Consider the following 18,942-nt stretch of genomic DNA (forward strand, 5'->3'; position numbering starts at 1 on the left):
CCTCGCCCCCGAGACCGCCGCCCCCGAGACCGCCGCGTCCGAGACCGTCGCCCCCGAGGCGCCGGCGCCGGTCGACATCGACCCCGACGCCACCGCCGAGCGCATCGCCGCGCTCTGGCGGACGCCCCCGCCCGACGAGATCCTCTCCGACGAGCACCCGATCTCGTCGTGGACCGAGGGCCCGGTCGGCGTGACCTTCGGCCCCGGCGGGGACGACCCCGCCGAGCCGCCGCGCGGCGCCGACACCCCGGCCTGGCGCGCCGAGGCGTCGGTGGACCCGGACGCGGCCACGGGCGACCTCCCGGTCGTCGGCCCCGCCACCCCGCCGGCCAGTCCCTCAGCACCCGCAGGACCGGACGCCGACGGCAGCAGCAACGGCCGCGTCCGGCGCGCCCGGCACAGCCGCCACGAGACCGGGGAGATCGAGATCCCGCCGGAGGCCGCGGAGTACACCGCCGGGTCCTCCGCCGCCGGATCCACCGGGACCCCGTCGACCAACGGCCACCACCACGGCCCGGAGGCCGACGGGCACCCCGCCGCGGCCGCCGAGCCCGCGACCGGCCCGGTCCAGCACCCCTTCGCCCCGCAGCCGTCGACCCCCGCGGCCGCGCAGGCCCCGACGCCGCCCGCGTCGTCGGGCCCCGACTCGTTCGACGTGCAGCTCTCCGAGCGCGAGCGGGAGCTGCTGGCCCGCCTGCACGAGGAGCTCGCGTCCCGCGAGCGGCTCGCGGCCGACGCCCCCGACCCGCTGCTCGGACGCCCGCCTCAGCAGCCCCCGGCCCCGCCCGGGTCGGAGGACACCACCGCCCCGCGGCCCCGGCCCCAGGGCCCCCCGCCCGGCCCGGGTCGTCCCGGTCGCCCGGGTGGCCCCGGACCGTGGCAGGGCCCGCCGCCCGGCCCGGCCGGGACGAACGGGGCCGGGGCTCACGGCGCCGGCACCAACGGCCACCCGCACGGTCCCGTCAACGGGCACGGGCTGCCGCGTCGAGGAGATCACGACGACCAGGACGGGCCGCCGCGCGACGCCTAGGGTGCGGCTCGTGACCACCGAGCTCGTCGACCTGCCCCCGCGGTTCGGGATGGACCGGCCCGCCTTCGACCGGCTCGGCAGCCGTCCGCCGGGCGAGCTGCGCCCGGCGTCGACGGTCGTCCTCCTCCGCGACGCGGCCGCCGGGCCGGGCATCGAGGTCTTCCTGCTCGAGCGCGCGGGCGAGATGGCGTTCGCGGGCGGCGTGTCGGTGTTCCCCGGCGGCGGGCTCGACGCCGCGGACCGCGCGGCGCTCGGGTCGGGTCTCGTGGACGAGGCGACGGCCGCCGCGACGGCCCGCAGCTGGGCCACGACGCCCGAGGAGGCGGCGGCGCTGCTGGCCTGCGCGGTGCGGGAGACGTTCGAGGAGACCGGTGTCCTGCTCGCCGACGCCCGCCCGTCCGCCGGGGTGCGCGAGCGACTGACCGCCCGCGAGATCGGCCTGCACGACGTCCTGCCCCGGCTCGACGCGGACCGGCTGCGGCCCTGGGCCCGCTGGGTCACCCCCGAGGGGATGCCGCGCCGCTACGACACCGCGTTCTTCCTCGCCACCGTGCCCGACGGCCAGGAGCCCGACGGCGCGACCACCGAGGCCGTCGGCGCCGGCTGGTGCGCCCCGGCCCGGGCGCTGCGCGAGTGGGAGGACGGCGAGCGGGCCCTGATGCCGCCGACGTGGGCCGTCCTCTCGGAGCTCGCCGAGGCGGGCGACGCCGCGAGCCTGCTCGCGGACGCGACGGGTCGGCGCCCCGAGCCGGTGACGCCGCAGTTCCGCCCGGGCGACGACCGCGTCGGGCTCGCCGTGCCCGCGCACGCGTTCGGGACGGCCCGGTGAGCGGGCGTGTGGTCCCGGGGCCCGACACCCCGGAGCACCCGGCGTACGAGCAGCTCCGCCCGGTCACGGCGGCCGCGTCGGTGGTGCTCGCCGAGAACCCGTCGCCGATGACCCTCGACGGCACGAACACCTGGATCCTGCGCGCACCGGGCCAGGCGGGGTGCGTGGTCGTCGACCCCGGACCGGACGACCCGACCCACCTCGACCGCCTGGCCGAGTGCGGGCCCGTCGAGCTGGTCGTGCTCACCCACCGCCACCTCGACCACACCGAGTCCGCCCGCACGTTCGCCGAGCGGGTCGGCGCGCCGGTGCGGGCGCTCGACCCGACGCTCGTCCTCGGCGCCGAGGGCCTGGTCGCCGGGGAGCGCCTCGGGGCCGCCGGGCTGGACCTGCGCGTGCTCGTGACGCCGGGCCACACCGACGACTCGCTGTGCCTGGTCGTCGACGACGACGCGAGCGTCCTGACGGGCGACACCGTGCTCGGTCGCGGCACGACGGTGCTGGGCGACCACGACGGCGCCCTGACCGAGTACCTCGACTCGCTGCGCCGCCTCGCGGAGCTGCCCGAGGGCACGACGCTGCTGCCCGGGCACGGGCCGGACCTCCCGGACGCCGGCGACACCGCTCGGTACTACCTGCGCCACCGCGAGCAGCGCCTCGACCAGGTCCGCGCCGCGCTGCGCGAGCTCGGCCCGGATCCGACGCCGCGCCAGGTCGTCGAGATCGTGTACGCCGACGTCGACGAGAACCTGTGGCCGGCCGCCGACCAGTCGGTGGCCGCGCAGCTGGCCCACCTCCGGCGCGTGGGCTAGCGGGCCAGGAGGCGGTCCCGGTCGGCCGGGGGCAGCTTGCTCACCGCCGCCCGCAGGACGGGACGCGGGAGCACCGGCCCGTGGGTCGCCAGGAAGGCCGAGGTCGCCTCCGGGTCCCGGCCGCCGGCGTGCTTGAGGGCGATGCCGACGGCCGCGCTCACGGACGGCTCGGGGTCGCCGGCGAGGGTGGCGGCCAGCGGGAAGAGGTGCGCGAGGTCGTCGGGGCCGCCATGGCGGACGAACCACAGCGGCGCGGTGATGGCCGTCCGGCGGCGCAGCGGCTCCGGCGCGGCGGCCAGGCGCGCCAGCGGCGTCGGGTCCCGCCCGAGCAGGCGCCCGCCCACCACCGACGGCGCGGCCCGGTCGACCATGTCCCAGGTGGTGATCCGGTCGTGCCGGTCCAGGTAGAGCCGATAGAGCTCGTCACGCTCGTCGTCGCCGACCCGGCGCGCCCGCGCCCGGACGTCGAGGATGCAGAACGCGCCCATGCGCACCTCGTAGACCGGGCTGTCGAGCAGGCCGTCGACCTCGTCGAGCGGCATCGACGCGTGCGCCTTCGCCGCGGCGAAGAGGTCGCGCATGCGCATGCCGATGGCCTCGTCGCCCGCGGCGACCCGCCGGCGGACGGCCGGCAGCTCGGCGGGGTCGTGCGCCGCGTGCAGGGCGGCGACGAACCGGGCGCCCAACGAGGTCGTCACACCGGTGCCGGGGCCGCGGTCTCGGCCACGAACTCGAGGATCTCCGCGGTGAGCGCGTCCTTGGCGGTGACGTAGAGGCCGTGCGGACCGCCGGGGTGGACGGTCAGGCGGGCCCGGGGGAGGAGGTCCGCGGTCGGCCGCCCGGTGATCTCCAGCGGCGCGGACGCGTCGGCGTCCCCGTGCACCACCAGCACCGGCACGGTGATGCGGGTGAGGTCGTCGGTCAGGTCGGTGCCGGCGAACGTCCGGAGGCAGGCGGTCTGCACCGCGAGCGGCGTGCGCAGGATCGTGCGGATCCCGTCGTCGACCAGGGCCTGCGACACCCACGACCCGGTGCCGGCCGTGGCGAAGTAGGCCGCGGCGCCGCCCTGGAACCACGCCGGGCGGTCCGTCCGCAGGTCGGCGACCAGGCCGTCGACGAAGGCCGCCCCGACCGCACCGACCAGGTAGGGGGTCATGGCCCCGACGAACACCGCCCGCACGACCCGATCCGTGCCGCCGGCGAGCCACCGGGTGGCCTCGCAGGTGCCCATGCTGTGCGCGACGAGCGTGACGTCGCGCAGGTCGAGGTGGTCGGCGAGCCCGGCGACGTCGCCCACGAGGGTGTCGAGGTCGTAGCCGGAGCCCGCGACCTCCGACCGTCCGTGGCCCCGGCGGTCGGGCGTGACGCACCGGTACCCGGCCTCGACGAGGGCCGCGACCTGGTACTCCCACGCGTTCGCGTCCAGCGACCAGCCGTGGAGCAGCAGGACCGGCGGGCCGCTGCCGAGGTCGGTGTAGGCCAGCCGGGTGCCGTCGGGGGCGGTGAACGTGGGCACGGGGCCCTCCTCGTGATCGTCGCGGTGTCCGGTGACGAGGACGCTAGGAGCGGGTGGGCTCGTCCTCCTTGTACGCGAGCGACACGTCGACCTCGCGCGCCCGCAGCGCGGAGGCGCTCCGACCGGCGAAGCGGATCATGGCGCGGGCCAGGTGGGGGTGGTCGTGGTAGTCCAGCAGCCCGACGACCTCGAGCGGGGTGCGCCCCTCGGTGAGCAGGGCCGCCGCCGCGCGGGCCCGCTCGATCCGCCGGACGGCGCCGTGGGTCAGCCCGGTCGCCGCGCGGATGCGTCGCTCGCACGACCGTGTCCCGACGCGGGTGGAGCCGCCGCGCAGGACGTCGTCGACGAGGGGGTCGCGCACGACGACGCCCGCGCGGACCAGGCGGTCGACGAGCAGCTCGGCGTCGTCGAACCCCGGCGCGGTCCACTCCTCGCCGCGCAGGACGAAGCGGCGCGGTCCGATGCTCGGGCACGGGACGGTCGCGTCGACCAGCGCCGGGGCCGGGAGGTGCGGGATACGGGCGCCGTGGGCGAGCACGATGCCGACGGCGGTCAGCCCGGCGGGGACGTCGAGGCAGGAGGGACGGGTCTCCGGCCCACGGACCTCGACCTGCACGGCGCCCTGCTCGCCCCAGACCACGATCTCCTGGTGCGCGCCGGCGACGGAGACCATGGGCCCGCCGGCCGCGGCGCTGCGCCACACCCGCGCGAGGTACGGCGAGTCCGACGCGCGGACCCGCAGGTCGAGCATCCGCCGCTGCCCGGGGGCCATGGGCGGCACGGTAGCGGGCGCCCCGCGCCCGCCGCGTGCGCTGTCGTCCGGGTCAGCGCGCCCGGCGCGCCAGGCGGTCCGGCTCGAGGATGAGGACGCTCTTGCCCTCGAGGCGCAGCCAGCCGCGGGCGGCGAAGTCGGCGAGGGCCTTGTTGACCGTCTCGCGCGAGGCGCCGACGAGCTGGGCGATCTCCTCCTGGGTGAGGTCGTGGGTCACGCGCAGGAGGCCGGCCTCCTGGGACCCGAAGCGCTGCGCGAGCTGCAGCAGCGCCTTCGCGACGCGGCCGGGCACGTCGGTGAAGATGAGGTCGGCGAGCAGGTTGTTCGTGCGGCGCAGCCGGCGGGCGACGACGCGCAGGAGCTGCTCGGCGATCTCGGGACGCTGGGCGATCCACTCGCGGAGCGCGTTGCGGTCCATCGTGTAGGCGCGCACGTCGGTGACGGTGGTGGCCGTCGAGGTGCGCGGACCCGGGTCGAAGATCGAGAGCTCGCCGAACATGTCCGACGGACCGAAGATCGAGAGCAGGTTCTCGCGGCCGTCCGGTGACCGACGACCGATCTTCACCTTGCCGGTCGAGACGATGTAGAGCCGGTCGCCCGGCTCGCCCTCGTTGAAGATGACCGTCCCGCGCGGGAACTCCACGCGCTCGAGGGACTCCGTGAGCACCTCGATCGCGGCGGGGTCCACCCCCTGGAAGATCCCGGCCCGCGCCAGTACCTCGTCCACCGTGCGCTCCTCGCCCACTCTCGCTCAACCGCGCGCGGGCGCCGGGCCCTCGGCCCGCGTCCGCACCCTTGTCTCCAGCGCTGTGTCACCAGCTGTGTCACCAGTCACGTCCGCCGCAGCATAGTCACGTGTCGACCCATGATCACGCCACGCGGGGCCCGGGGACGTCACCGCATCAGGGTCGATCGCCCGAACATGCGGTAGCAGTTCGCCCGATCGGACCATCATAGCGCCTGGGATCTCCGGAACGTCACTGCCGTCCGTGAGCGTCAGGCCCGTTCCTTGGTCCGGCGGGGGCCGAGGCCCCCACGCTTCCCGAGGTTCCGCAGCCGGAACAGCTGGAGCGCGCCGCCGATCCCCTGGCGGAACAGCGCCTTGACCTCGTCGGGACGGGCGCGCTCGAGGAAGTCCTCGACCTCGTCCTCGCGCACGGTGCCCGACCGCAGGCGGGTCTCGAGGCGCTCCATGCCGAGCGCGAAGACCATCACCAGCAGCGGGATGAGGATGGCGATCCAGGCGGTCATGGTGCGGTCATCGTCCCGCACCGTGCCGTGACGGTCCGCACCGGGGCCCGGTCGGGCGTGTCGGGGCGCCACGCCGGAGATCGTCGCCGCGTCGTCACGGCGGTGCAGCCGGGCACCCGTCCGGGACCCGCGGGGCGGCGTCCTACCCTGGGTGGGTGAGCAGGGCAGCCCGCGCCGGCGGTGAGGAGAGCCGACTCGCGCTCGTGCGACGGGCCCGACGGATGCACCGCGACCTCGCGGTCGCCCACCCGGACGCCCACTGCGAGCTCGACTTCACGTCGCCGCTCGAACTGCTCGTGGCGACGGTGCTCTCGGCGCAGACCACCGACGTCACCGTCAACCGCGTGACGCCGGCCCTCTTCGCCCGCTACCCCGACGCCGCCGCCTTCGCCGGCGCCGAGCGCACGGAGCTCGAGGAGATCCTGCGGCCCACCGGCTTCTACCGGGCCAAGGCCGAGTCGGTGACGAAGCTCGGTGCCGCGCTGGTCGAGCGCTTCGACGGCGTGGTGCCCGGCCGTCTCGAGGACCTCGTGACCCTGCCCGGCGTCGGGCGCAAGACCGCCAACGTGGTGCTCGGCAACGCCTTCGGCGTCCCGGGCATCACGGTCGACACGCACTTCGGGCGCCTCGCGCGCCGCTTCGCGTGGACGACGTCGGAGGACCCGGTCCAGGTGGAGAAGGAGGTGGGCGAGCTCATCCCGCGCAAGGACTGGACGATGCTCTCCCACCGGATGATCTTCCACGGCCGCCGCGTCTGCCACGCCAAGAAGCCGGCCTGCGGGGCCTGCTCGCTGCGCCGCGACTGCCCCGCCGCGGGCACCGGGGAGAACGACCCGGTCAAGGCCATGAAGCTGATCAAGGGTCCGGACGCCGACCACCTGCTCGCCCTCGTCGGCCTCACGCGGTGACGCGCGCCGAGGTCCGGGCCACGCTGGTGGTCGTGGTGCTGGCCGTGGTCGGCGTCATCGCGCTGTGGCCCCGGGAGAGCACCCCGTCGCCCGCCACCGACCCGTCGTCGGTGCTGCAGCCCGCCCCGGCCGCCGGCCCGGACGACCCCGGCGCGCTCGCCGACGCCCGCGCCGCCGCCGGGCTCGCCCCGTGCCCGACGCCGACGCCGGGTGCGGCGCCCGTGCGCGCGCTCGCCGGCGTGACCCTCGAGTGCCTCGGCGCGCCCGGCCCGGTCGACCTCGCCGCGGCGCTGGCCGGCCGCGACACGCTGGTCAACCTCTGGGCCTCGTGGTGCGGGCCGTGCCGCGAGGAGATCCCGGCGCTGCAGGCCTACGCCGAGCAGCCGGGCGCCGTCGCGGTGCTCGGGGTCGACGCCGCCGACCGCGCCACCACCGCCCTGGCGCTGCTCGAGAGCCTCGGCGCGCGCTACCCGTCGGTGAGCGACCCGGCGCAGGTCGTCGGGCCGAAGGTCGGCGCGCCGCCGATCCTGCCGGCGAGCGTGCTCGTGCGCGCCGACGGCACCGTCGTCGACATCCCGCCGCAGGTCCTGCGCACCCCCGAGCAGGTCCGCGCGGCGGTCGACGCGGCGCGCGGGGGTGCCGGGTGAGCGACGTCCCGAGCCGCCCCGACGCGGCCCCGGCCTGGCTCGCGCCGCTGGTCGACGCGTGCCGGCGCCTCGGTCCCGACGACGTGCCGTTCCGTCGGCGGCCGGCCCGGAACGCTCGCGAGGCCGCGGTGCTCATGCTCTTCGGCGACACCGGGGCGGGCCCCGAGCTGCTGCTCACCGAGCGGGCCGCCGAGATGCGCGCGCACGCCGGGCAGGCCGCGTTCCCCGGCGGGTCGATCGACCCCGAGGACGGCGGCCCGGTCGCCGCGGCGCTGCGCGAGGCCCGTGAGGAGACCGGGCTCGACCCCGACGGCGTCGTCCCCCTGCTCACCCTGCCGCCGCTGACCATCCCGGTCACCGGCTTCGCCGTGACGCCCGTGCTCGCGCACTGGGAGCGCCCGGGGCCGGTCGGCGTCGTCGACCCCGGTGAGACGGCCGCGGTGGTGCGCGTGCCGGTCGCCGCGCTGGCCGACCCGGACGCCCGCTTCCGCGTCACGGGGCCGTCGGGGTACGTCGGTCCCGCGTTCGCCGCAGGAGGACTGCTCGTCTGGGGCTTCACGGCCGGTCTGGTGGACTGGATGCTCACCCTGGGCGGGTGGGAGAGACCGTGGGACGGTTCGGACGTGCGTGACCTCGACGTGGTGTGGGCGCAGCGGCACGACCTGAGCTCGGCCGATGTCGCGACCACCTCGACCACCGCGCCGAGCCGGCCGGGTGCGGCCGCCGAAGGAGGGCCGTTCCGGTGAGCTGGGTCGACGTCGTCGTCGTGCTGCTCGCGATCGCCGCGGGCATCTCGGGCTGGCGCCACGGGCTCGCCGTCGCCGCCCTGAGCTTCCTCGGCGTGCTCGGCGGGGCCCTGCTCGGGCTGAAGATCGCGCCCGCGCTGGTGGACACGTTCGAGGGCACGACCGCGCGGATCGTCGTCAGCGTCGTGCTCGTGGTCGCGCTCGTCGCGATCGGCGAGACCCTCGGGGTCTACCTGGGACGGGCGGTGCGCGACCGCATGCGCCTGCCCGCCGTGCGCACCGTCGACTCGGCGTTCGGGTCGGTGCTCCAGGCGATCACCGCGCTGATCGTCGCCTGGCTCATCGCGCTGCCGCTCGCGGGCTCGTCGGAGACGGCGCTGGCGTCCTCGCTGCGCGACTCGCAGGTGCTCGCGGGCGTCGACGCCGTCATGCCGACCCCGCTGCGCCAGCTGCCCAACGAGCTGCGCGCCCTGTTCGACGCCTCGGGCTTCCCGGACGTGCTCAGCCCCTTCTCCTCGACCCCGATCGCCGACGTCCCGCCGCCGGAGGCCGCGCTCGTCGAGGACCCGGTGGTCCAGCAGGCGCGGGCCAGCGTGCTCAAGGTCCGCGGGCGGGCCCCGTCGTGCCAGCGCGCGCTCGAGGGCACCGGCTTCGTCGTCGGGCAGGGCCGCGTGATGACCAACGCGCACGTCGTGGCGGGCACCGACGAGGTGTCGGTGGAGGTCCCGACGTCCGACGGCGACTCGCGCACCCGCTCGGCGCGGGTCGTCTACTACGACGACGAGGTCGACGTCGCCGTGCTCGCCGTGCCCGGGCTCGAGGCGCGGCCGCTGGACTTCGACTTCCGCGGCGCCGAGACCGGCGACAACGCCGTGGCCCTCGGCTACCCGCTGGACGGGCCGTTCTCGTCGTCGCCGGCGAAGGTGCGCCAGCGCATCCAGCTGCGCGGGCCGAACATCTACGAGAGCGAGACCGTCACCCGCGACGTCTACACGATCCGCGGGCAGGTGCGGTCGGGGAACTCGGGCGGTCCGCTGGTCGACCCGAACGGCAACGTCATCGGCGTGGTCTTCGGCGCGGCCGTGGACCAGGGCGACACCGGCTTCGTCCTCACCGCCGACCAGGTCCGCCCCGCCCTCGAGGCCTCCCCGGGCGCCACCGGCCGCGTCAGCACCGGCTCCTGCGCCGCCTAGCTGCTGCTCCTGCTCTTCCTCCCGGGCGGCTGTGTGTCAGCGTGGCGTCCACGCTGACTCTCAACGTCAGGAAAGCCCCCACGATCACCCGTCGTCGAGGAAGTCCAGCAACGCGTCGGTGACGTGCTGCGGCGCCTCCTGGTGCGGGAAGTGCCCGACGCCGTCGAGGCCCCGGTACCGGAATCCCGCGTCGCACCACCGCGCCGAGGCCCGCGCCACGCGCTCGGGCACCCACGGGTCGTCGACGCCGTGGATCTGCAGCACCGGCACCGTCACCCGGCGCCCCATCGCGGCGGCGTAGCGCGCGCCGTCGGGCCGGAACTGCGAGCGCACGCTCCAGCGGAACCCCTCGACCGCCGTGTGCGCCACGCGCGGCAGGAGCATCGCGGCGCGGTGGTGGTCGGCGACCTCGGCGAACTCCGGCGCCACGACCCACCCGGGCCCCGAGCCGGCGCGCAGCAGCTCCTCCACCCACGCCCCGCCGTCGCGCCGGATGCGCCGCTCGGGCAGCCGCGGCACCTGCACCGACAGCAGCGTCCGCACCGCGGGCGCCCAGGGCCGGCGACGGGCCGCGGCGCGCACCGCGAGCGGGTGCGGCGCGGCCAGCACCGCGAGCCGCGCGACGACGCCGGGCCGCAGCGTCGCCAGCGTCCAGGCGACCGCCCCGCCCCAGCCCGCGCCCACGACCGTCGCCTCCCGCGCCCCCAGCGAGCGCACGAGGCCCGCGGCGTCGCCGGCGAGGGTCCAGAGGTCGTAGCCGCGGGGCGGCCGGTCGGAGTCGCCGTAGCCGCGCAGGTCGGCGGCCACGACCCGGTGGCCGGCGGCGGCGAGCGCGGGCAGCTGGTGGCGCCAGGCCCACCAGGAGCCCGGGAAGCCGTGCAGCAGCAGCGTCAGCGGCCCGGACTCCGGACCGGCCTCGGCGACGTGCAGCTGCACGCCGTTGGCCGAGACGGTCCGGTGGGTCCAGGGGCCGGGGATGTCGACGGGGGACCCGGAGGTCGGGACGGTGCTCAGGCGGCGTCCGAGCGCCCGCGGCTGAAGACCGCGACCGACTCCTTCGCGGACTCGATCGTGCGCTCGGGCGCCCGGATCTTGCGGACCTTGAGGTAGCCGAGCAGGCCCATGAGGCCCGCGAAGATGATCATCAGGCCGAAGGTGACGGCGTAGCCCGCCCACTGCTGGCTCGGCCAGATGAGGTTGAAGGCCTCGGACACCGCGATGAAGAGGAAGAACAGGCTGAACAGCGCGACGACGCCGGCGACGACGAAGAAGACGCTGCCCTGCACGCCCTTCTTCACCTCGGCGGTGATCTCGGTCTTGGCGAGCTCGACCTCGGCCCGGACGAGGGTCGAGACGTGCGTGGTGACTTCCTTGACCAGCGAGCCGACGGAGGCGTCGCCCTCCTGGCGCACGGGCTCGGCGTTGAGGGGGATCGACGGCACGACCGGCGGGTTGGACGGGCCGCTGGCCGGCTGCTCGGGGCGGGTCACGGGCGCTCCTGGCGGTGTTCGGTCGCTCGAGGACGGGTCGGCGAGCGGGTGCTGAGGTCGGTCATCGTGCCACGTCACCGGCGGTTCCCCGCGCCGACGGCACGGCGGGCGCTGATCACGGTCGGCCTCGGTCTTCCCCCCGACGCCGCGGCGTACTCCGCGACTTCCCCCGAACGGGGCTACTCGCCGGTCGGGCGACGGCGCAACGCCTTGACCGCGCCCTGGCGGCGCTTGCTCTCCAGCCGGCGACGGCGCGCGGACCGCGACGGGGCGGTGGGGCGGCGGCTGGGCGGGTCGGGGGCGAGGGCGTCGCGCAGCAGGGCGGCCAGGCGGTCGCGGGCGGCGCGGCGGTTGCGGCGCTGGGCGCGGTCGTCGGCGGCGACGACGGTCAGGACGCCGTCGTGCAGGCGCGGTGCGAGGCGGTCGAGCAGGCGCTCGCGGACGGCGTCGCGGAGCGGGACCTGGCGCAGGTCGACCGAGAGCTCGACGCGCGAGTCGGTGGTGTTGACGCCCTGCCCGCCCGGGCCGCCGGCGCGGGAGAACCGCCACTGCAGCGACGTCGTGATCAGCCGTCGGCACATCCGCAGGATGCCCGCTCTAGCTGCGCGGACCCACCGGGAGCACGGTGCGGCCCCACGTGGCGTTGGTGACCACGGCGGCCGAGGCGTACCAGGCGATCAGCGCGGACAGCAGGCCCACGAAGCCGCCGACGGTGGCGATGGCGTCGACACCGGTGAGGTCACCGATCGAGAGCAGCGCGAAGGTGAGGAACAGGGTGGCGAACACGCCGACGAGCGCGCCGGTGGTGCGCAGCGACGCGATGAGCATGTAGAGCGTGAAGATGGCCCAGCCCACGAGGAAGAGCCCGGTGGCCGTGGTGATCCCGGCCTCCGGGACACCCGAGGCCTGCAGCTCCGGCTCGATGAACTGCACGTACGCGGCGAAGGCGAGCCAGAACGCGCCGTAGGAGCAGAACGCCGTGGCGCCGAAGGTGTTGGCCTTGCGGAACTCCCACAGCCCGGCGACGAACTGCGCGATACCGCCGTAGAACAGGGCCAGCGGCAGGACGGCGGGCTCCAGGGACTCGGGGGCCAGACCGGCGTTGAACAGGCTGAGCACGAAGGTCGTGAGCGCGAACGCCGCGAGCCCCAGGGGCCCCGGGTCGGCGATGCTCGCGGTCGGGTCGGCGGGGGCCTGCTGGGGGGCCTGGTCCCGCGTCGGTGTCCGGTTGGCGCGCTCCTCGCGCAGCTCGGCCGTGCTCGACATGCTGGCTCCTCTCTCGACCCCACGCTGCTGTGGTGGCGATCACGTCGAGATCGGGACTGCCCGCGCGCCGGGTCGCGCTACTCATGTCCTCTTCACGAAACCGATACAGGTCCGTTCGGCGGTATGCGGTAGGGCCGAGCGGGCCTGTGACGCGGGCCGTGGCCGCCCGCCTGCGAGCATGCCGCCGTGGCCGACCCGCTGGAGCCCCTGACCCGCCTGCCCGGCGTCGCGCAGGACGCCGACGCCGTCCGCGAGGCGCTGACGCGGGTGCACAACCACCGCCAGAACCGCCGCGGCTGGCCGGCCACGGCGGCCGAGGCGTCGGTCCGCGCGGCGCGGGCGTCGGCGAGCCTCGACGGCGGCTCGGCCGAGCTGCCCGCCGACGGGCCCGTCACCGACCCGGTGCTCGCCGGCTCGCTGCGCGTCGCCGAGGCGCTCGGCGGGCTGCTGGCGGCCTGGCGCTCGGCGCCGCGCCAGGCGCTCGCCCGCCTGCACGTCCTCGCCGCCGCCGACCTGCCCGGGGTCACCGACGACGACCTCGGCCGCCCCCGCCGTGACGCCGGTGTCGGCGAACGTCTCGACGCCTTCGCCGGGCTGGTGACGGGCGGGACGTCGGTGCCCGCGCCCGTCCTCGTGGCCGTCGTGCACGGCGAGCTGCTCGCGCTCGCGCCCTTCCCGACCGCGACCGGCGTCGTCGCCCGCGCCGCCGCCCGGCTCACCGCCGTCGCCACGGGCTTCGACCCGAAGGGCCTCGCCGTGCCCGAGGTCGGCCACTACCGCGCCGCCGACGAGTACCGCGAGGCCGCCGCGGCCTTCGCGACCGGTGAGCCCGCGGGCCTCGCGCGCTGGTTCGCGCACTGCGCGTCCGCCTGGCAGGTCGGCGCGCGCGAAGGGCTGGGCATCGCGGAGGCGGCCAGCGCGTAGGTCCCTCCGGGCGCGGCTCTGCGGTCTTTCGGAGGTGCCTCCCGGCCATCGTCGTCCGGGGCCGTCCCCACCCCCGCCGGTCATCCCCAGCCCGTCTCCCGACGCTCACGCCCGTGGCCCGCCGCCCGGCAGCGTCCTCCTCGTCGGTGAGCGAGGAGGGACGCGGGAGATGGCGCGGACGAGCAGGGCGGGCGGGGCCGGGCAGGCGGTCGTCGTGACCGACGACGAGGAGCTCCTCGACGAGGTCGTGCGGCTCGCGGCCGCGGCCGGGGTGGAGCTCGAACGGGTCCCGGACGCCGCGGGCCTGCGACGACGGTGGCACAGCGCCGGGCTGGTGCTCGTGGACGAGGACGCCGCGCGGGCGGTCGGGCCGCTGCGCCTCGGGCGTCGCGAGGGCGTGGTGGTGCTGTGCCGCGGCGAGCCGCCGGGCTCGGTGTGGGAGCGCGCGGTCGGGATCGGCGCCGAGCACGTGGTGTCGCTGCCCGAGGGCGAGGACTGGCTGGTCGGGGCGCTCGCCGACGCCGGGCCCGCCGCCGCGGGCGCGGGTCCCGGGCGCGTGGTGGCGGTGGTCGGCGGGCGCGGCGGGGCGGGCGCGTCGGTACTCGCCGTGGCGGTCGCGGCGCAGGCGGTGGAGCGGGCGGGGACGCACGGCACCCGGGTGCTGCTGGTCGACTGCGACCCGCTCGGCGGCGGCCTGGACCTCCTCGCCGGCGCCGAGGAGCTCGAGGGCTTCCGGTGGAGCGGGCTCGCGCTCGGCGGCGGGGGCGGCGGCCGGGTCGCCGCGGCGTCGCTGCACGAGGCGCTGCCCTCGCCCGACGGCGTGCTCACGGTGCTCGCTTGCGACCGGGCGGGCGGCGGGCCCGATCCCGGCGCGGCCCTCGCGGTCGTGGAGGCGGGCCGCCGGGCGGGCGAGGTCGTGGTCTGCGACCTGCCGCGCCACCCGACCGACACCGCCCTCGCGGTCGCGGACGCCGCCGACCTGCTCGTGGTCGTGGTGCCGGCGGAGGTCCGCGCGGTCGCGGCGGCGGCGCGGGTGGCCGAGCCGCTGGTCGAGCGCGGGGTCCCGCTGCGGCTGGTGGTCCGCGGGCCGGCGCCGGGCGGGCTCGACGCCGACGACGTCGCCCACGCCCTCGGGCTCGAGGTGCTCGCCTCCGTGGCGCCCGAGCCGGGCCTGGCCGCCGCCCTGGACCGGGGCACGGTGCCGGGCCTGCGCGCGGGGCCGCTGCAGGACGCCGCCGCGGCGGTGCTCGACGCCCTCGAGGCCGTCGCCGACCCGGGGCGGGCGGCGTGACCGCCGCGCCGGCCGACCTGGTCGAGCGGGTCCGCACCCGCCTGGTGAGCACGGGCGGGCAGGCCGGGGCCGGTGAGCTCGCGGCGGCGGTGCGGGCGGAGGCCCGCGGGGTGGTGGGCGACGCGGACGTGCTGACCGCGGTCCGGGGCCTGCAGCGCGAGCTCGTCGGCGCCGGCCCGCTCGAGGACCTCTTGCGCGAGCCGGGCACCTCGGACGTGCTGGTCACCGCGCCGGACGCCGTCTGGGTCGACCGCGGCGCCGGGCTCGAGCGCACCGCGGTGTCGTTCCCGGACGAGGACGCGGTGCGCCGGCTCGCCCAGCGCCTCGCGAGCGCCGCCGGTCGTCGCCTCGACGACGCGAGTCCCTACGTCGACGCCCGTCTGCCGGGCTCGGGGGTGCGCCTGCACGCGGTGCTCGCGCCGGTCGCGGCGGACGGGACGTGCGTGTCCCTGCGGGTGCTGCGGCCCGCCCGCCACGACCTCGCGACGCTGGCCGCCACCGGCACGGTCGACGCCGGCGGCGCGGCGCTGCTGCGCGCGGTGGTCGCGGCGCGGCTGGCGTTCCTCGTGGTCGGTGGCACCGGGTCGGGGAAGACGACGCTGCTCTCGGCGTTGCTCGGCGAGGTCGCACCGGGCGAGCGGATCGTGTGTGTCGAGGACGCCGAGGAGCTCCGCCCGGTGCACCCGCACGTGGTCCGCATGGTGTCGCGGCCGGCCAACGTCGAGGGCGCCGGGCAGGTGCTGCTGCGCGACCTCGTGCGCCAGGCGCTGCGGATGCGGCCCGACCGGCTCGTGGTCGGCGAGGTCCGGGGCGGCGAGGTGGTCGAGCTGCTCGCCGCCCTGAACACCGGCCACGACGGCGGGGCCGGCACGGTGCACGCCAACGCGCCGCGCGAGGTGCCGGCCCGCCTGGAGGCCCTCGCGGCGCTCGGCGGGCTGGGGCCGGCGGCCCTGCACAGCCAGCTCGCGGCGGCGGTGCAGGTGGTCCTGCAGGTCCGCCGGGGCCGGGACGGCGAGCGCACGCTCGACGCGGTCGGGGTGCTGCGGCGCCGCGACGGGGCGGGCGAGGTCGTCGTGGTGCCGGCCTGGACCCGCAGCGACGGCTGGGCGGTCGGCCGCGCCGACCTCGCGGCGATGCTGCGCGAGCGCGGCGTGGCGCCGCCGTGGGAGGACGCGCCCGACCCGCCGGACCCCTCACCGCCGGACCCCGCGCCGCCGGTGCCGGGACGCCCGGCCCGTGCGGTGGCCGTGGCGGCCGGCGTGGCCGTGCTGCACCGGGAGCCGGCGTGAGCGCCGCGCCCGCCACCGAGGTCGGCGTCGGCACCGCTCCGGTGCTGGGGCTGCTGGCGGCCGCGCTCCTGTGCTGGCCGGCGCCCGTGGCCACGGTGCGGGTGGTCCGCCGGGAGCCGCGGAGCTCCCTGCGCCTCCCGCCCGTGGCCGTCCTCCGCCGCCGCGGTGTCCTCCTCGCCGCCGCACCGCTGGCCGGGCTGGTGCTCGCGGGACCGGGTGGCGCGCTCGCCGCTCTGCTGCTCGCCGCCACGCTGCACCGTCACCGCGCGGCCGCCCGCGCCGAGCGCGAGCGGGCCGCCGCGACCGCCGGGCTCGCCGAAGCGCTGGCGTCGTTCGCCGCGGAGGTCCGCGCCGGCGCGCCCCCGGCCGCAGCGGCCGGCTCGGCGGGGGCCGACGCGCACCCGGTGGCGGCGCGCGTGATGACCCTGCTCGGCGCGACCGCCCACCTCGGCGGCGACGTTCCCGCGGCCCTCCGGGCGGCGAAGGCACGCGAGTCGCCCGTCGCCGCGCACCTCGAGCGGGTCGCCGGTGCATGGGCGCTCGCCGACCGGCACGGGATCGCCCTCGCCGGCCCGGCCGGCGCGGTCGCGCACGACCTGCGCAGCCGCGCGCGGATGGCGGGCGGGCTGCGGGCGCGCCTGGCCGGCCCGCGCGCCACGGCCGCCGTGCTCGCCGGGCTGCCGGTGCTCGGGGTGCTGCTCGGCGAGGGCATCGGTGCGCGCCCGTGGGCGGTGCTCACCGGCGGGCTCGCCGGCCAGGTGCTGCTCGTCGTCGGGGTCGGGCTCGTGTGCGCCGGGCTCGCGTGGACCGAGCGGATCGTCGCCGGGGTGGCCCGGTGAGCGCCGCCGCGGGCGTCGCGGGTGCCCTGCTGGCGCTCGCCGCGGCGCTGGTCGTCGCACCCGGGCCGGTCACCGCCCGCCATCGGACCGTTCCGCGCAGCGCCACGCGGGGCCCTGCTCGCGAGGGCCTCGTGCCGGGGCTCGCGCTGGTCGCCGCGGGGCTCGTGGCGGGGGTGATCGGTGCCGGGCTCGCCGCGCTGCTCGGGGTCGTCGGCGGCGTCGCGGTCGTCGTCCTGCTGCCACGGTGGCGGGCGCGCCGTGCCCGTCCGCGCCCCGACCCGCTCGCGCTGGCCGGCGCCTGGGACCAGCTCGCCGCCTGCCTGCGGGCCGGGCTGCCGCTCGACCGCGCGGCCCGGGCGGTCGTGCCGGCCCTGCCCGACGCCGCGGGCCAGGCGCTGGGGCGCGTCGCCGATCTCGTCGCGCTGGGCTCCGACCCGGCCGCCGCCTGGGCGCCGGCCCTCGAGGAGCCCGACACCGTCCGGCTCGCCCGCGCCGCGCGCCGCTCCTCGCGCAGCGGTGCCGCGGTCGCCGACGTCGTCGAGGCCGTCGCCGCCGACCTGCGCGCCGAGGCGGTCGACGCCGTCGAGGCCCGCGCGGAGCGGGCGGGCGTGCTCGTCACCGGGCCGCTCGGCCTGTGCTTCCTGCCCGCGTTCCTGGCCCTGGGCATCGTCCCGGTGGTCGTCGGGCTCGCCGGGCCGCTGCTGGAGCAGCGATGAGGCCGCACGCCCCGCCGGGGCGTGGGAGGAGAGGGGAATCCCATGAGCACGACCACGTTCCGGGACCGCCTGGCGCACCTGCGCGACGACGACGCCGGCATGTCCACCGCCGAGTACGCGATCGGCACGATCGCCGCCGCGGCCTTCGGCGCGCTGCTGTACACGGTGGTCACCGGCGACTCGATCATCGGCGCCCTGACCGCCATCGTGCAGCGGGCGCTGACGAGCACCTTCTGACGGGTGACGCCGGGTCGGTCACCGTCGAGGCCGCGTTCGCCGTCGGCACGCTCGTCGTGGTGCTCGCGGTGGTCCTCGCGGCGATGGGGGCGGTGGTGCTGCAGCTGCGCTGCGTCGACGCGGCCACCGAGGCGGCGCGGTTCGGGGCGCGGGGTGACCTCGACGGGGCCCGCCGGGCGGCGGCGCGGCTGCTGCCCGACGGGTCGGAGGTGACGGTCGACGTGGCCGGCGACGACGTCGTGGCGCGGGTCCGCGCCGCGCCGCTGGGCTCGGCGCTGCCGGGGGTGCGGGTCGGCGCCGAGGCGCTGGCCGGACGGGAGCCCTCGCCGGTCGCCCCCGCCGAGGGCCCGGACCCGCTCGCCGGCGGGCCGACCGACGGCGCGCCGGCCGGGACGGCGAGCGAGGTCGGCGACGGGCCGCCCGGTCCGGGACCGGTGGGCGGCGCGACGGCCGGCACCACCGCGGCACCGACCGCGCCCCCGGTCACCGAACCCCTGCCGACACCGGGCACGACCCCCGACGGCACCGCCGTCGAGGGCGCTCCCGGCGGTCCGCGATGAGCGGCACGGCGGGCGGTCGGCGAGCGGACGCCGACGCCGGTGCGGCCACAGTCCTGGCGGCCGCCGCGGTCGGCGTCCTGGTGCTCCTCCTGGGCCTGGGCCTGCAGCTGGGCGCCGCGACGCTCGCGCGGCACCGGGCCGAGGCGGCCGCCGACCTCGCGGCCCTCGCCGGTGCCCGCGAGGCCGTGCGCGGGGCGGACGTGGCCTGCGCGCGAGCTGGTGACGTCGCGCAGCGCAACGACGCGCGGCTCCTCGCCTGCTCGGTCGAGGGTTGGTCGGTGATCGTCAGCACCGCGACCCGCTGTGGCTGCCTCCCGAGCGTGTCCGGTGACGCGACCGGGCGAGCCCGCGCGGGTCCCGTCACGGCCGGCGGCGCCCCGAGCGGCGGACTCCGGTGACCCGACGCGACCGGAGCGTCGGTGTCCCGGGACGAGCGGAGCGCCGCCCAGGGTGAGCGGCGACTCGTTCGGGCGTCGGGACGCTCGCCAGGTGCTCAGCGCGCGCTCGCCCGCTGAACGGGGCCGACGGTCACGCTCAACGTGTGATCACGGCCGATGGGCGATGACGGGTGGCGAAGCGACGTGCGCGTGCCGTTACTGGTGACAGCACACCGGGGCAGAGAACCG

The 18,942-nt window shown here is 77.8% G+C and carries 23 protein-coding genes and 1 pseudogene; 15 read left to right on the forward strand and 9 right to left on the reverse strand.

Annotated features, from left to right (window positions below; all coding sequences use genetic code 11):
• The 3 genes and pseudogenes from PH190_RS17730 to PH190_RS17740 all read left to right on the forward strand — a co-directional run.
• Positions 1-1,030: pseudogene (locus PH190_RS17730) on the forward strand (hypothetical protein); the annotation flags it as partial.
• 10 nt (positions 1,031-1,040) lie between these two features.
• Positions 1,041-1,859: an NUDIX hydrolase gene (locus tag PH190_RS17735; RefSeq protein WP_274232856.1), complete on the forward strand. Its 819-nt coding sequence runs from the start codon at positions 1,041-1,043 to the stop codon at positions 1,857-1,859.
• Entirely contained in the window at positions 1,856-2,671 is an 816-nt protein-coding gene (locus tag PH190_RS17740; protein WP_274232857.1) for an MBL fold metallo-hydrolase, read from the forward strand. The genes PH190_RS17735 and PH190_RS17740 overlap by 4 nt, the downstream gene beginning before the upstream one ends.
• Here the strand turns inward: PH190_RS17740 and PH190_RS17745 are convergent.
• The 5 genes from PH190_RS17745 to PH190_RS17765 form a co-directional block, all read right to left on the reverse strand.
• A complete protein-coding gene (locus tag PH190_RS17745; RefSeq protein ID WP_274232858.1) occupies positions 2,668-3,369 on the reverse strand; it encodes a DNA alkylation repair protein in 702 nt (233 codons plus the stop codon). The two genes, PH190_RS17740 and PH190_RS17745, sit on opposite strands and share 4 nt — an antisense overlap.
• Positions 3,366-4,187, reverse strand: a complete 822-nt coding sequence (locus tag PH190_RS17750; RefSeq protein WP_274232859.1) for an alpha/beta fold hydrolase — start codon at positions 4,185-4,187, stop codon at positions 3,366-3,368. Before PH190_RS17750 ends, PH190_RS17745 begins: the two co-directional genes overlap by 4 nt.
• Positions 4,188-4,230: 43 nt before the next feature.
• On the reverse strand, positions 4,231-4,959 hold the full coding sequence (locus PH190_RS17755) for an AraC family transcriptional regulator (RefSeq protein WP_274232860.1): 729 nt from the start codon (positions 4,957-4,959) through the stop codon (positions 4,231-4,233).
• 52 nt (positions 4,960-5,011) lie between these two features.
• On the reverse strand, positions 5,012-5,686 hold the full coding sequence (locus PH190_RS17760; RefSeq protein ID WP_116708603.1) for a Crp/Fnr family transcriptional regulator: 675 nt from the start codon (positions 5,684-5,686) through the stop codon (positions 5,012-5,014).
• Between the two features lie 269 nt (positions 5,687-5,955).
• Complete coding sequence (locus tag PH190_RS17765) at positions 5,956-6,210, reverse strand: hypothetical protein (protein WP_274232861.1); 255 nt, start codon at positions 6,208-6,210, stop codon at positions 5,956-5,958.
• A gap of 155 nt (positions 6,211-6,365) precedes the next feature.
• On the opposite strand from PH190_RS17765, the gene nth reads away from it, so the two are divergent.
• The 4 genes from nth to PH190_RS17785 are packed head-to-tail and all read left to right on the forward strand — an operon-like array spanning position 6,366 to position 9,704.
• Entirely contained in the window at positions 6,366-7,118 is a 753-nt protein-coding gene (gene nth, locus PH190_RS17770) for an endonuclease III (protein ID WP_420791668.1), read from the forward strand.
• Positions 7,115-7,765, forward strand: coding sequence for a TlpA family protein disulfide reductase (locus PH190_RS17775; RefSeq protein ID WP_274232862.1), 651 nt, complete (start codon positions 7,115-7,117; stop codon positions 7,763-7,765). Before nth ends, PH190_RS17775 begins: the two co-directional genes overlap by 4 nt.
• Positions 7,762-8,511, forward strand: a complete 750-nt coding sequence (locus tag PH190_RS17780) for an NUDIX hydrolase (protein ID WP_274232863.1) — start codon at positions 7,762-7,764, stop codon at positions 8,509-8,511. The genes PH190_RS17775 and PH190_RS17780 overlap by 4 nt, the downstream gene beginning before the upstream one ends.
• Positions 8,508-9,704 carry a MarP family serine protease gene (locus PH190_RS17785; protein ID WP_274232864.1) on the forward strand — a complete coding sequence of 399 codons (1,197 nt, stop codon included), beginning with the start codon at positions 8,508-8,510 and terminating at the stop codon, positions 9,702-9,704. The genes PH190_RS17780 and PH190_RS17785 overlap by 4 nt, the downstream gene beginning before the upstream one ends.
• Before the next feature lie 84 nt (positions 9,705-9,788).
• Here PH190_RS17785 and PH190_RS17790 read toward each other — a convergent pair whose 3' ends face one another.
• The 4 genes from PH190_RS17790 to PH190_RS17805 form a co-directional block, all read right to left on the reverse strand.
• Complete coding sequence (locus tag PH190_RS17790; RefSeq protein ID WP_274232865.1) at positions 9,789-10,640, reverse strand: alpha/beta fold hydrolase; 852 nt, start codon at positions 10,638-10,640, stop codon at positions 9,789-9,791.
• A 74-nt stretch (positions 10,641-10,714) separates the two neighbouring features.
• Complete coding sequence (locus tag PH190_RS17795; protein ID WP_274232866.1) at positions 10,715-11,194, reverse strand: phage holin family protein; 480 nt, start codon at positions 11,192-11,194, stop codon at positions 10,715-10,717.
• 179 nt (positions 11,195-11,373) lie between these two features.
• Positions 11,374-11,775 (reverse strand): alternative ribosome rescue aminoacyl-tRNA hydrolase ArfB, encoded by a 402-nt coding sequence (gene arfB, locus PH190_RS17800; protein ID WP_274232867.1) that lies wholly within the window; start codon positions 11,773-11,775, stop codon positions 11,374-11,376.
• 16 nt (positions 11,776-11,791) lie between these two features.
• Positions 11,792-12,460, reverse strand: a complete 669-nt coding sequence (locus PH190_RS17805; protein ID WP_274232868.1) for an acetate uptake transporter — start codon at positions 12,458-12,460, stop codon at positions 11,792-11,794.
• A 186-nt stretch (positions 12,461-12,646) separates the two neighbouring features.
• Here PH190_RS17805 and PH190_RS17810 point away from each other — a divergent pair, with 186 nt between their 5' ends.
• From PH190_RS17810 to PH190_RS17845, 8 genes are all read left to right on the forward strand, one after another.
• A complete protein-coding gene (locus tag PH190_RS17810; RefSeq protein WP_274232869.1) occupies positions 12,647-13,384 on the forward strand; it encodes an oxidoreductase in 738 nt (245 codons plus the stop codon).
• Positions 13,385-13,553: 169 nt separating this feature from the next.
• Entirely contained in the window at positions 13,554-14,675 is a 1,122-nt protein-coding gene (ssd, locus tag PH190_RS17815; RefSeq protein WP_274232870.1) for a septum site-determining protein Ssd, read from the forward strand.
• Positions 14,672-15,964 carry a TadA family conjugal transfer-associated ATPase gene (locus PH190_RS17820; protein WP_274232871.1) on the forward strand — a complete coding sequence of 431 codons (1,293 nt, stop codon included), beginning with the start codon at positions 14,672-14,674 and terminating at the stop codon, positions 15,962-15,964. Before ssd ends, PH190_RS17820 begins: the two co-directional genes overlap by 4 nt.
• Positions 15,961-16,803 (forward strand): type II secretion system F family protein, encoded by an 843-nt coding sequence (locus PH190_RS17825; protein WP_274232872.1) that lies wholly within the window; start codon positions 15,961-15,963, stop codon positions 16,801-16,803. The genes PH190_RS17820 and PH190_RS17825 overlap by 4 nt, the downstream gene beginning before the upstream one ends.
• Complete coding sequence (locus PH190_RS17830; RefSeq protein WP_274232873.1) at positions 16,800-17,519, forward strand: type II secretion system F family protein; 720 nt, start codon at positions 16,800-16,802, stop codon at positions 17,517-17,519. Before PH190_RS17825 ends, PH190_RS17830 begins: the two co-directional genes overlap by 4 nt.
• Before the next feature lie 42 nt (positions 17,520-17,561).
• Positions 17,562-17,756: a DUF4244 domain-containing protein gene (locus PH190_RS17835; RefSeq protein ID WP_274232874.1), complete on the forward strand. Its 195-nt coding sequence runs from the start codon at positions 17,562-17,564 to the stop codon at positions 17,754-17,756.
• Positions 17,753-18,316 carry a TadE family type IV pilus minor pilin gene (locus tag PH190_RS17840; protein WP_274233049.1) on the forward strand — a complete coding sequence of 188 codons (564 nt, stop codon included), beginning with the start codon at positions 17,753-17,755 and terminating at the stop codon, positions 18,314-18,316. Before PH190_RS17835 ends, PH190_RS17840 begins: the two co-directional genes overlap by 4 nt.
• Positions 18,313-18,714: an Rv3654c family TadE-like protein gene (locus PH190_RS17845; protein WP_274232875.1), complete on the forward strand. Its 402-nt coding sequence runs from the start codon at positions 18,313-18,315 to the stop codon at positions 18,712-18,714. Before PH190_RS17840 ends, PH190_RS17845 begins: the two co-directional genes overlap by 4 nt.
• Positions 18,715-18,942 lie beyond the last annotated feature (228 nt).

Origin of the sequence: Actinomycetospora straminea (genome assembly GCF_028737255.1) — a bacterium.
Classification (GTDB): Bacteria; Actinomycetota; Actinomycetes; order Mycobacteriales; family Pseudonocardiaceae; genus Actinomycetospora; species Actinomycetospora straminea.

What these genes read in the sequence shown, in the direction of transcription:
- PH190_RS17755 (WP_274232860.1), bottom strand. Translation starts at nt 4,959, where the DNA reads ATGGCCCCCGGGCAGCGGCGGATGCTCGACCTGCGGGTCCGCGCGTCG.
- PH190_RS17765 (WP_274232861.1), bottom strand. Translation starts at nt 6,210, where the DNA reads ATGACCGCCTGGATCGCCATCCTCATCCCGCTGCTGGTGATGGTCTTC.
- arfB (WP_274232867.1), bottom strand. Translation starts at nt 11,775, where the DNA reads ATGTGCCGACGGCTGATCACGACGTCGCTGCAGTGGCGGTTCTCCCGC.
- PH190_RS17805 (WP_274232868.1), bottom strand. Translation starts at nt 12,460, where the DNA reads ATGTCGAGCACGGCCGAGCTGCGCGAGGAGCGCGCCAACCGGACACCG.
- ssd (WP_274232870.1), top strand. Translation starts at nt 13,554, where the DNA reads ATGGCGCGGACGAGCAGGGCGGGCGGGGCCGGGCAGGCGGTCGTCGTG.
- PH190_RS17835 (WP_274232874.1), top strand. Translation starts at nt 17,562, where the DNA reads ATGAGCACGACCACGTTCCGGGACCGCCTGGCGCACCTGCGCGACGAC.
- PH190_RS17845 (WP_274232875.1), top strand. Translation starts at nt 18,313, where the DNA reads ATGAGCGGCACGGCGGGCGGTCGGCGAGCGGACGCCGACGCCGGTGCG.